This window comes from Allobosea sp. AAP35 (genome assembly GCF_001295925.1).
GTDB lineage: Bacteria > Pseudomonadota > Alphaproteobacteria > Rhizobiales > Beijerinckiaceae > Allobosea.
The window spans coordinates 18,839-30,449 of the sequence record NZ_LJHQ01000004.1 but is presented as its reverse complement, the minus strand read 5'-3'; the positions used below and the strand labels follow the sequence as shown (position 1 = coordinate 30,449).

The 11,611-nt window shown below is 66.4% G+C and carries 11 protein-coding genes; 3 read left to right on the top strand and 8 right to left on the bottom strand.

All coding sequences use genetic code 11. The features are described from left to right. Nucleotides 1-648: 648 nt before the first annotated feature. From cynS to IP69_RS03675, 5 genes are all read right to left on the bottom strand, one after another. Nucleotides 649-1,137 (bottom strand): cyanase, encoded by a 489-nt coding sequence (gene cynS / locus IP69_RS03695; RefSeq protein WP_054141474.1) that lies wholly within the window; start codon nt 1,135-1,137, stop codon nt 649-651. 150 nt (nt 1,138-1,287) lie between these two features. After that, on the bottom strand, nt 1,288-2,172 hold the full coding sequence (locus IP69_RS03690) for an ABC transporter ATP-binding protein (protein ID WP_054141473.1): 885 nt from the start codon (nt 2,170-2,172) through the stop codon (nt 1,288-1,290). A 6-nt stretch (nt 2,173-2,178) separates the two neighbouring features. Then, nucleotides 2,179-3,024, bottom strand: a complete 846-nt coding sequence (gene ntrB, locus IP69_RS03685) for a nitrate ABC transporter permease (protein WP_054141472.1) — start codon at nt 3,022-3,024, stop codon at nt 2,179-2,181. Next, a complete protein-coding gene (locus IP69_RS03680) occupies nt 3,021-3,506 on the bottom strand; it encodes a nuclear transport factor 2 family protein (protein WP_054141471.1) in 486 nt (161 codons plus the stop codon). Before IP69_RS03680 ends, ntrB begins: the two co-directional genes overlap by 4 nt. A gap of 3 nt (nt 3,507-3,509) precedes the next feature. Continuing rightward, nucleotides 3,510-4,886 carry a CmpA/NrtA family ABC transporter substrate-binding protein gene (locus IP69_RS03675; protein ID WP_054141470.1) on the bottom strand — a complete coding sequence of 459 codons (1,377 nt, stop codon included), beginning with the start codon at nt 4,884-4,886 and terminating at the stop codon, nt 3,510-3,512. A gap of 221 nt (nt 4,887-5,107) precedes the next feature. Here IP69_RS03675 and IP69_RS03670 point away from each other — a divergent pair, with 221 nt between their 5' ends. Next, nucleotides 5,108-6,994, top strand: coding sequence for a sigma 54-interacting transcriptional regulator (locus IP69_RS03670; RefSeq protein ID WP_054141478.1), 1,887 nt, complete (start codon nt 5,108-5,110; stop codon nt 6,992-6,994). A 55-nt stretch (nt 6,995-7,049) separates the two neighbouring features. Here IP69_RS03670 and rsgA read toward each other — a convergent pair whose 3' ends face one another. Then, nucleotides 7,050-8,063, bottom strand: coding sequence for a ribosome small subunit-dependent GTPase A (gene rsgA / locus IP69_RS03665; RefSeq protein ID WP_054141469.1), 1,014 nt, complete (start codon nt 8,061-8,063; stop codon nt 7,050-7,052). Nucleotides 8,064-8,286: 223 nt separating this feature from the next. Here rsgA and hydA point away from each other — a divergent pair, with 223 nt between their 5' ends. Continuing rightward, complete coding sequence (hydA, locus tag IP69_RS03660; RefSeq protein ID WP_054141468.1) at nt 8,287-9,780, top strand: dihydropyrimidinase; 1,494 nt, start codon at nt 8,287-8,289, stop codon at nt 9,778-9,780. Between the two features lie 119 nt (nt 9,781-9,899). Here the strand turns inward: hydA and ndk are convergent, their stop codons facing one another. Continuing rightward, nucleotides 9,900-10,322, bottom strand: coding sequence for a nucleoside-diphosphate kinase (gene ndk / locus IP69_RS03655; protein ID WP_054141467.1), 423 nt, complete (start codon nt 10,320-10,322; stop codon nt 9,900-9,902). Between the two features lie 99 nt (nt 10,323-10,421). Continuing rightward, nucleotides 10,422-10,691 carry an SEL1-like repeat protein gene (locus tag IP69_RS03650; RefSeq protein ID WP_248306693.1) on the bottom strand — a complete coding sequence of 90 codons (270 nt, stop codon included), beginning with the start codon at nt 10,689-10,691 and terminating at the stop codon, nt 10,422-10,424. Nucleotides 10,692-11,069: 378 nt separating this feature from the next. Between IP69_RS03650 and IP69_RS03645 the strand changes: the two genes are divergently transcribed. After that, on the top strand, nt 11,070-11,468 hold the full coding sequence (locus IP69_RS03645) for a DUF2147 domain-containing protein (RefSeq protein WP_054141465.1): 399 nt from the start codon (nt 11,070-11,072) through the stop codon (nt 11,466-11,468). The last annotated feature ends 143 nt before the right edge of the window (nt 11,469-11,611 follow it).

Sequence of the window (11,611 nt, the reverse complement as noted above, 5' to 3'; positions counted from 1 at the left end):
GGCCGGTCTCACAAGCCGGACTCGGGAGGCTTCGGGGCACCGCCCTGGGGACATTACGATCCCTGTGCGAGGAGCTCGCTGGAAAGGTCTTATGGCTCACGCCTGCGTCCCATGCCTGACGGCGCGACAACCCGCTGAGGGGAACTGGCGTCTAGGGCTCGCGGCGCAGGCTGGCCTTCGACCCCATAAGCGCGGCCCGGAGACTTAAGAACGCCGACAAGCGGAGCGCCCCGGGGCGTGCGGGCAGTGGCTCAATCTGCCCGCGCCGCGACCTGGCTCAATGGTTGCGGATCTCTACCCTCGCGCCTCGCGGCGCTCCGCTGCCCCTCGCCGTCGAAGCGCCCGCATGTCGATGCGGGCGCGGATTTGCCATGCGTTTTGGAGGGTGAGCCCCTCACCCGGTCGGGCAGGATGGCTGCGTTGCGGTTCAAAATCGCCGTCGAGATGGCGTTGGCGCCATTCTGCCACCATCCCCATGGCGCAACGGGGCGCAAGCGCGTAGAGCTGCCGACGCTGCCCATCTCCGGCCTGCCTGGCCGGGATCGGCGGCGTCCCAAGGTCGAGCCCTCGCGTGCTCCCGACGGAAGGCGGCTCCGCAGTGATGCGGGGCCGTTTTCGTCTGAGGAACCAGCGCCACCGGCTTGCCGATCAGCTTTCCTTGAAGCCGTAATCGGGGATGCCCTGCTCGTTGCCGTAATACTTGTAAGGCAGGAACTTGCCGGACATGGCGATCTTGACGCGGTCGCCCTTGGGGTTGGGCTCGCGCTCGAACTCGATGTTGAAGTCGATCGCCGACATGATGCCGTCGCCGAACTCCTCCTCGATCAGCGCCTTCCAGGCCGGGCCATTGACCATCACCATCTCGTAGAAGCGGTAGATCAGCGGGTCGGTCGGCGGCATCGGCGTGCCGGTGCCGCGATAGGGCACCTCGTTGAGCATGCGCTTCTCGTTCTCGGTGAGGCCAAACAGCGCCTGGGCCTTCTCGGCCAGCGGCTTGACCAGCTTCATCTGGCCGAGCAGCGCGCCGACGATCAGCACCTCGGACATGCCGCCGATTTCTTCCGTGATGTATTTCCAGCTCCAGCCCTTCTCGCGCTTGATGTCGAGGATCTTCTCGGTGAGCTCTTCGCGCTTCATGGGGTGGTTCTCCTTGGGTTGGATTGGTTCAGCCCTCATCCTGAGGAGTGCCGAAGGCACGTCTCGAAGGATGCTCCAGTACATTCTGAAGCATCCTTCGAGACGCCGCTTTCGCGGCTCCTCAGGATGAGGGCCGAGGGGAAAGGTTCTTCACGCCGCCTTGCGCCCCGTGCCGGGGTCGCTCCCGCCGGCGGTCGGCCGCACCACGGGCGGGTGGCGGCGGTCGTAGCCTTCGGGGATCGCGTCGCGGAACGTCTTCGAGCGCACCACCAGGAAATCGATCAGATGGTTGCGCAGCGCGTAATAGTCGGGGTGGTGATGGACTTCCGTCCGGATGCGCTCGCGCGGCAGCGGGTTCTCGACGATCTCGGCGATCATCGCCTGCGGGCCGTTGGTCATCAGCACGATGCGGTCGGCGAGATAGATCGCCTCGTCGACGTCATGGGTGATCATGAAGGCGGTCTGGCCGGTCTCCAGGCAGATGCGGCGGACCTCGTCCTGCAGCGTGCCGCGGGTGAGCGCATCGAGCGCCGAGAAGGGCTCGTCCATCAGCATCATCTTGGGCTCGATCGAGAGCGCGCGCGCGATGCCGACGCGCTGCTTCATGCCGCCCGACAGCTCGGAGGGCTTCTTCAGCTCCGAGCCTTTGAGCCCGACCTTCTCGATGAAGGCCATGGCATGGGCCGCCACCTTCGCCTTGGGCCAGTCGCGATGGCGCGCCGCGACCGCATAGGCCACGTTGCCGAGCACCGTGCGCCAGGGCAGCAGCGAATGGCCCTGGAAGATCACGGCGCGGTCGAGCGCGGGCCCCTCGATCGCCCGGCCATCGACGATCGCGACCCCGTCATCGGGCGCATCGAGCCCGTTCAGGATGTTGAGCACGGTGGTCTTGCCGCAGCCGGAATGGCCGATGACGCAGACGAACTCGCCCTTCTGCATCGAGAACCAGAGGTCCTCGAACACGGTCGTGACGTCGCCACCGGCCTTGGGATAGCGGCGGGCGATGCCCTCGATCGAAATGAAACGGTCGCTCATGTCGCCTCAATCCGGATAGGTGACGGCGCGCTGCAGGCGCGCGAGCGTCTGGTCGAGCATCATGCCCATCACGCCGATCACGAAGATCGCGACGATGACATTGGTGATCGAGAGGTTGTTCCACTCGTTCCAGACGAAGTAGCCGATGCCGGTGCCGCCCACGAGCATCTCGGCGGCGACGATGACCAGCCAGGCGATGCCGATCGAAATGCGCATACCGGTCAGGATCGTCGGTGCGGCTGCCGGCAGGATGATGGTGAAGGCGCGCCTGATCGGGCCGACCTCGAGCGTGCGGGCGACGTTGAGCCATTCCTTGCGCACCGCCGAGACGCCGAAGGCGGTGTTCAGCAGCATCGGCCAGACCGAGCAGATGAAGATCACGAAGATCGCCGAAATGCCGGAATCCTTGATCGTGTAGAGGGCCAGCGGCATCCAAGCGAGGGGCGAGATCGGTTTCAGGACCTGGATGAACGGGTCGAGCGCCTTGGAGATCAGCGGCGACATGCCGATGAGAAACCCGAGCGGAATCGCCACCAGAACCGCCAGCGCATAGCCAAGCAGCACGCGGCCGAGCGAATAGGCGAGCTGGATGCCGAGCCCCTTGTCGTTGGGCCCCTTGTCGTAGAAGGGATCGCGCAGATGGCCCCAGATCGTGGCGCCGACATCGAGCGGGCCGGGCATGGCGGATTTGCCCTGCGTGACCTCAAGGCCCATCAGCTTGGCGTATTCGGGATCGATATTGGCGGCGGGCCCTCCGCCGCCGGTCTGCGTAGCGACATGCCAGGCGGTCAGGAAGACGACGAGGATCGCCAGCGACAGCACCGCCGCGCGGATGGTGAGGGACGCGCTCACAGGCCTAGCTCCATCAGGCCGGGATGATCGACCGGGCGGGGCCCCAACGGCCAGCGGAACAGCCGGGCGCCCTCGTCGATCGCAACATCGTTGATCGAAGCCTCGCGCCGCGCCATCCGGCCATCGCTCGCGAACTCCCATTGCTCGTTGCCATGCGAACGGAACCAGGCGTCGGCCCCGTCATGCCATTCATAGGCGAAGCGCACCGCGATCCGCGCCCCCTCGAAAGCCCAGACCTCCTTGATCAGGCGGTACTCGTGCTCGCCGGCCCATTTGCGCCGCAGGAAGGCGGCGATCGCCTCGCGCCCGGCGAAAAATTCCGAGCGGTTGCGCCAGCGGCTGTCGGGCGTATAGGCAGCAGCGACCCGGTCGGGGTCGCGGCTGTTCCAGGCATCCTCGGCCGCGCGCGCCTTGACGCTGGCGCTGTCTGCCGTGAAGGGCGGCAGCGGTGGCCGCGGCGGTTCGAGGACGGGCGTTGTCACGGCTCACGTCCGCTTGATCGCGAAGCTCTTGATGTAGTCCTCCGGCTTGGCGGCATCGAAGGTCTTGCCCATCACGACGATGGTCTTCGAGCCCGATGCCGGCGGAGTCAGGCCGACCTCCTGCATCAGCCGCGCCGTGTCGGTCTGGAGGAAGACCTCCTTGGCGACCTTGGCGTAGTCGACATCACCCTTGATCTGACCCCAGCGCTTCATCTGGGTGAGGATCCAGACCGCGAAGCCCTCCCAGGGGAAGGGGTCGAAATCGATGCGCTTGGGGTCGCGCTTGATGTTGCCGAGCCCGTCCGCATAGGTCCCGGTCAGCACCTGCTCGACCACGGTGACCGGCTGGTTGAGGTAGTTCGCGGGCGCGATCGCCTCGGCGATCTGCTTGCGGTTCTCGGCCTTGGAGGCGAAGGCGGTCGCATCGATGATCGCCTTGAGCAGCGCTGCATAGGTGTTGGGCGTCTGTGTCACGAATTGGCGCGAGGCCGCAAAGGCGCAGCAGGGGTGCCCGTCCCAGATTTCCTTCGAGAGAATGTGGATGAAGCCGACGCCGTCGAAGACCGCGCGCTGGTTGACCGGGTCGGGCGCGAGGAAGCCGTCGATATTGTCGGCGCGTAGGTTTGCGACCATCTCCGGCGGCGGCACGGAACGGATCTGGACATCGGTGTCCGGATCGATGCCGTTCTCGGCGAGATAATAGCGCAGCAGGTAATTGTGCATCGAATAGTCGAAGGGCACGGCGAATTTGAAGCCCTTCCACGACTTCGGATCGCGCTTGTCCTTGTGCTTCATCGCCAGCGTGATGGCCTGGCCGTTGATGTTCTCGACCGCCGGCATCGTATAGGGGATCGGGTTCGAGCCCACGCCCATCGAGATCGCCAGCGGCATCGGCGAGAGCATATGGGCGGCGTCGTATTCCTTGTTGATCGTCTTGTCGCGGACCACGGCCCAGCCCGCGGTCTTGATCACTTCGACGTTCAGCCCGTGCTTGGCGTAGAAGCCCATCGGCGAGGCCATGATGATCGGCGTCGCGCAGGTGATCGGGATGAAGCCGACCTTGAGGTCCTTCTTCTCGGGCACCGCCTGGGCAAAGGCCTCGGTTGCGGCCGCCAGCGGAAACAGGCTCGAGATCGCGGCCAGGGCGGTGGACGCGCCGACCTGCTTGAGGAAGAAGCGGCGCTGCTCGTCCTGGGGAAACAGCGCCCGCATCACGGCGTTCTCGACGACGCGGGTGTAGCGCCCGTCCTCGGAGGCCGAGACCTCGACCGCCTCGGCCCGCATGGCGCGCTCATGGGCGGACTGGCTCTCATGCCGGCCACAATCGCAGCCTCCGCGAATGCGGCGATCGGCGTCGAACGGATTCTTGAACAGGGCCATGCGCGGGTCCTCCGGCTGATCGAATGGGCGGCTGGTCGTCACTCAGGATTAGCAAGCGTCGGGCCAAGTCGCGACGCGATCACGCGTCTTTGAAATTCAAGGGCTTGCAGGCGACGAGCCCTTGACGAAATCTCGTCAATCACGAATTATCGTGATACGATTGACGAAATATCGTGAGTTGCGTCGCATTGCCCGACCTCATCGCCCGCTCATCCGACGACATGGCGCTGTTTGACCATCTGGTGGACGCCGTGCTGGCGGTCGACACGATGTCGGGCCGCATCCGGGCCGCCAACCATCAGGCAAGGCGGCTGTTCTCGCCCGATGGCGGTGCACTGATCGATGCCTCGATCATCTCGCTGTTCCCCGGCCAGGCCGCGGCCCTGACGGTGTTCACCGAGGCGGTGCTGCACAAGGGCCGGTATTGGACGCGCGCCCTGATGCCGCTCGGCCGCGACGGGACCCAGCTGCATGTCGAATGCATCGGCACGCGGCTGGAGGCGCCGCCAGCCGCGACGGCGGACGAAGCCGAGACGGCGCCGTGCATTCTCCTCACCTTCCACGATCTCGACGCGCGGCATCGGCGCGATCTCGATGCTGAAGCCGAGGATTACATTCGCAGCGGCATGGCCGAGTGGCGCCGCACCGAGCGGCTGTTCCAGGAGATCGAGCGTGGCAACCAGCTGATCCTGCGCGCGGCGGGCGAAGGCATCTTCGGCGTCAATGCGGAAGGCCGCACCAGCTTCGTCAACCCCGCCGCCGAGGCGATGCTGGGCTGGGAGACGGGCGAGCTCATCGGCCGCGACATGCATGCCAGCGTGCATCATCACCGGCCCGACGGCAAGCATTACCCGCATGAGCAATGCCCGATCTACGCCGCCTTTCGCGACGGTGCGGTCCATCACGTTGAAAACGAGATGTTCTTCCGCAAGGACGGCACAGGCTTCTGGGTCGAGTACACCTCGACGCCGATCCGCGACCGGGGCCGGCTCGTCGGCGCGGTGATCATCTTCCGCGACATCAGCCAGCGCCATGAGGCCGATGAGCGCCTGCGCGCGGCACTCGCCGAGGTCGACAGCCTGCGCGAGCGGCTGCAGCGCGAGAACGCCTATCTCCAGGAGGAGATGGCGCTGGAGCGCAACCATCGCGGCGTCGTCGGCCGCTCGGGCGCGATCCAGAAGATCCTGAGCCAGGTCGAACTCGTCGCCAGAACCGATGTGGCGGTCCTGGTCACGGGTGAATCGGGCACCGGCAAGGAGCTGATCGCCAGCGCGATCCATGCGGCGAGCGAACGCCATGTCCGCCCGCTGATCCGCGTCAACTGCGCCGCGATCCCGCGCGAATTGTTCGAGAGCGAGTTCTTCGGCCATGTGAAGGGCGCCTTCACCGGGGCGCTGCGCGACCGCATCGGCCGCTTCGAGCTCGCCGATGGCGGCACGCTGTTTCTCGACGAGGTCGGCGAGATCCCGCTCGAACTGCAGGGCAAGCTGCTGCGGGTCCTGCAGGAGCGCCAGTTCGAGCGCGTCGGCGAGGAGCGTACCCGCCATGTCGATGTCCGGATCATCGCCGCGACCAACAAGGATCTGCGCCGCGAGGTGCGCGAAGGGCGTTTCCGGGAGGATCTCTATTTCCGGCTCGACGTCTTTCCGATCGTCTCGGTACCCCTGCGCGAGCGTGTCGAGGACATTCCGCTGCTGGCGCTGCATTTTCTCGCAGGCGCCCAACGCAAGCTCAAGGTCGAGGGCCTGGCGCTCAGCGAGGGCGATGTCGCCAAGCTCTGCGCCTATGACTGGCCGGGCAATGTGCGCGAGCTGCAAAACGTGATCGAGCGCGCCGCGATCCTGGCGCGCAATGGCCGGCTCTTCGTTGATCTGCCGCGCGACCGCGGCCGGACCCTGCCATCGCAGCCCCCTGCCCCCGCAACGGGTTCGATCCAGACCGAGGCCGAACGCCGCATCCGCGACCGGGCCGCCATCGTGGCCGCGCTCGATGCCTGCGGCGGCAAGGTCAGCGGGCCCGGCGGCGCCGCCGCGATGCTGGGGTTGCGACCGACGACCCTGTCATCGCGCATCCGGGCGCTCGATATCCGCTGGCAGCGCAACCCGTAACCGGGGAAGTGTCGCCAGACGAAAGCGGTGCCGGCCTGCACGCGCGCGCTTCCGCTCAGCGTCGTCTGCCCCTGGCCCCTTTCGGATCCGGCGTCTTGGCCGTGTTCTCGGCATCGAGCTTGCGCCAGCGCGCCAGGCGGTCGGGGTCGATGCGACCCTGCTTCACCGCCTCCTGCACGGCGCAGCCGGGCTCGTGCTCATGGGTGCAGTCGCGGAAGCGGCAGAGATGGGTCAGTTCGCTGATCTCGGCGAAGAGCGTGTCGAGGCCGGACGCCGCATCGCTGACATGGAGGGTCCGCATGCCCGGCGTATCGATGACCCAGCCGCCCCCGGCGATCGCATGCAGCGAGCGCGAGGTCGTGGTGTGGCGGCCCTTGGCGTCATGGGCGCGGATGTCGCCGGTCTGCTGCTCGTCCTCGCGCTCATGCCCGGCCAGCGCATTGACCAGCGTTGATTTGCCGACGCCAGACGAGCCGACCAGCGCCACGGTGCGCCCCGCCCCGCACCAGGGCGCGAGCACGGTTTCGACATCGTCTCCCAGCGGGTTGACGGTCACCACCGGCAATTCGCGCTGCAGCGCCGCGGCCTGCGCGCGATAGGTCTCCGGATCGGCGGCGAGATCGGCCTTGGTCAGCAGGATCACCGGCTCCGCGCCACTTTCATTGGCAAGCGCGAGATAGCGCTCCAGCCGCGCCACGTTGAAATCGGCATTGCAGGAGGTGACGATGAACAGCGTGTCGATATTGGCGCCGGCATATTGCGGCATCCTGCTGCCCTCGGTGCGGCGCGCCAGCACGGTGCGCCGATCGAGCAGGCGGCGCAGCAGATATCTGCCGGGCTCGACCAGCACCCAGTCGCCGACCGTGTAGTCGCCGGTGTTGGAATGGACCGGCAGTTCGAGCCGGATCGGGCCTTGCGGCGCGATCGCGCTCATCCGGGCGCGATGCACGGTTGCGACGCGCACCGGCAACAGCCCGGCGTCGTCGGGGCCGCATTGCCCGGCGAAGAACTCCGACCAACCCAGCGTCGCCAGCGTCAGCACCGCGTCGTCGCGTTTGGAAACGGTCATGGGTGGCGTCCGTCCTGCAGCGTCATCGTCATGCTCAGCGATAGAGCGGTGTTCGCGGCGGCTGGCAAGCGGGCTTGCGCCCCAGCGTTCGAAGAGCAGACCCTGCGCCAGGAGATCATGGCCCTGCGCCCGGCGGCGTCGCTGTTGGCCGGGGCTTTGCTATGGTCCATGCCAACAGCCCGTCTGTCACGCTGTCATCACCACATTCGCCAAGGAGACCATCATGCCCCCGCAGCCTCAGGACCTCGCCTATGATCTGGTCATTCGCGGCGGCACGGTGGGCACCGCGACCGGCTGTTTCGTCGCCGATGTCGCGGTCAAGGACGGCACGATCGCGGCGATCGGGACAGGTCTCGGCGCGGGTGCGTCCGAGATCGACGCGACCGGCAAGATTGTCGTGCCAGGCGGCATCGACACCCATGCCCATGTCGAGCAGGTCTCGGCCGGCGGGTTGATGAACGCCGACACCTTCGAAAGCGCCACGACCTCGGCGGCCTTCGGCGGCAACACGACGCTGGTCTCCTTCGCCGCACAGCATCGCGGCCTGGATCTCCGCGAGGTCGTCGACGACTATGCGGCGCTGGCGAAGCGCGGCGCGCTGATCGACTACGCCTTCCACATGATCGTCGCCAACCCGGACGAGAAGACGATCAAGGAAGACCTGCCGGAACTGATCAAGGAAGGGCACGCCTCGATCAAGGTCTTCATGACCTACGACCTGATCAAGGTCGATGACGAGCCGCTGCTCGACTTGATGCTGACCGCGCGCCAGCACCGCGCCCTGATCTGCGTCCATGCCGAGAACCACGGCATGATCTCGTGGATGGGCAAGAAGCTGGTCGAGCGCGGCTACACCGCGCCGAAATTCCATTCCATCAGCCATCCGCGCGGTTCGGAATCGGAGGCCTTCACCCGGCTGATCACCCAGGCCGCTTTGATCGACCAGCCGATCATGATCTTCCACGTCTCGACCGCAGAGGGCGCCGCCGTGATCCGTCAGGCGCGCGGCCAGGGCCTCAAGGTCTTCGCCGAGACCTGCCCGCAGTATCTGTTCATGACCAAGGCCGATCTCGACAAGCCCGGCCTCGAAGGCGCCAAATGGATGTGCTCGCCGCCGCCGCGCGAGACCGCCGACCAGGACGCCCTCTGGCAGGCGCTGGCGCTGGGCGACATCCAGACCGTCTCCTCCGACCACGCGCCCTATCGCTTCGACGAGAGCGGCAAGCTCTCCGCCGGGCCCAGCCCCAATTTCAAGCAAATCGCCAATGGGCTTCCGGGGCTCGAAACCCGCCTGCCGCTGCTGTTCGACGCCCTGGTCTCGCAGGGCCGGCCGGAATTCGCCGGGCGCGGGCTGGAAGCCTTCGTCGATCTGACTGCGACCGCGCCGGCGAGAATCTACAATCTGCCGGGCAAGGGCGCGATCCAGCCCGGCTTCGACGCCGACATCGCGATCTGGGACCCCGACCGGACGGTCACGATCACCGACGCGACGATGCACGACCTCACCGGCTTCACACCATTTGCCGGCTACACGGTGACAGGCTGGCCGGAAACGGTGATCCGCCGCGGCGAAGTCATCGTCAGCGACGGCACGCTCCGCGCCAAGCCCGGCTCAGGCCGTTGGCTGTCGCGCAGCGGCGGACCGGCCGCCGAACCGACGGGCAGGCTCGTGCTGGAAATGGACCCTGAGCGCAATTTCGGCGCGACGATTCTCTAGATCGGAGTGGTTGCCGGCGCGTTACGCGCGGTCCGTAACCGGCGCCACGGACAAAAAAAGGGGGCGGGTCGTTTGCGACCCGCCCCCTTCAATCCGGAAAAGCCGCTTAGGCTTTGCGATCAGCCGACGATCTCGTTGCCGGCAAAGAACTGCGCGATCTCGACCGCGGCGGCCTCGGGTGCATCCGAGCCATGAGCGGTGTTCTCACCCACGGATTCGGCGAAGAGCTTGCGGATGGTGCCCTCGGCGGCATTGGCCGGGTTGGTGGCGCCCATCACGTCGCGATACTTGGCGATGGCGTCTTCACCCTCGAGAACCTGCACGACCACGGGGCCTGAGGTCATGAACTCGACGAGCTCGCCGAAGAAGGGGCGCGCGGAATGAACCGCATAGAAGGTCTCGGCCTGAGCCTTGGTCAGGTGGATGCGCTTCTGGGCGACGATGCGCAGGCCAGCCTTCTCGATCACCGCGTTGACCGCGCCGGTGAGGTTGCGACGGGTCGCATCGGGCTTGAGAATGGAAAAGGTACGCTGAACAGCCATCGGTCGATCCTTGGGTCACTCGGGAAGAATGTGGCGCGCTTATAGCCGCGCCCTCCCCGCCCCACAAGGCTCGTCCGCACGCCCGACGCGTCGGGCGCTTCAGTGGCGCGTCAGGAAGCTGCGGGCCTCGCGCAGGGCCTGGGCGACCTGGTCGCGCGTCATCTCCAGCGCCAGTTCCTGGCGGTGGGCGGCGGCCCGGCCGCAGCCGCGCGCCTGGGCGACGTTGAACCATTTCTGGGCGGCGACCAGATCCACCGGGATACCCCGGCCGACCGCATACATCAGCCCGAGTTCGTAATAGGCCTGCGCCGACGCCTCGCTGGGGACCACCAGAGAAGCGGGAACCGCGCTCATTTCCATGCGTGCCATGACAACCACCCTTTTGTTTTCGCCGCCGTCCACCCGTCCAAAGGCCCCGGCTTGTGATGACGAGAATGATCGCCGACGCTTAAATTTGGCGCTAAAATTCGCGATGAATCGAAACTCAACGAGAGATGAGCGAGCGGTTAAATCAACCGACGATTCATCCTCGAAACCCGAAAACCCTCATCTTTTCAAGGGTTCATGCGGCGAATGCCGCCAGGTTCGTTGACGGAGGATTCACCCTTCCGCCGGGAAGCCCGCAGGGATGACCGCCCGGGGCGCCTGCATCCTTCCCCGCTGCGGCGGCCTTTGACGGCGGCAGCGCCTCGGTATAGTTCATATGTGAACCATGCAGCATAGCATGGTCGAACAGGGAGGATTGCCATGTCGATCGGATGCAACGGCCGCCGCGCCGGACTTGCCGCCTTCAGCCTCATCGCCCTCGGGTTCGCATCGAGCGGTGCGGCTATCGCCCAGGATGTCGCGGGAACCTGGCTGCGCGACAGCGGCGCTTCGCGCGTGCGTTTTGCCAAATGCGGCGAGGCGATATGCGGCACACTCGCTTGGCTCAAGGATACATCCGGACCGGCCAAGGTCGGCCAGCGGATCTTCTACGACATGAAGCCCTCGGGCGACGGCAAATGGAGCGGCAGCGCCTTCAACCCGGAAGACGGCAAGACCTATTCCGGCACGATGACGCTCGCCGGCGACAGGCTGACCACCTCCGGCTGCGTGCTCGGCGGATTGATCTGCCGCTCGGTGGTCTGGAACCGCGCGAACTGAGCGGCGGCGCCGAGGGGCACTGAACCCGTCATCCTGGACGGCCGCAGGTCGGCCGGGATCCATCATCGAGCACCGCCGCAGCCCCATGATGGATCCCGGCCTGCGCCGCTGCGCGGCTTGGCAAGGACGACGACGCAGGTGTC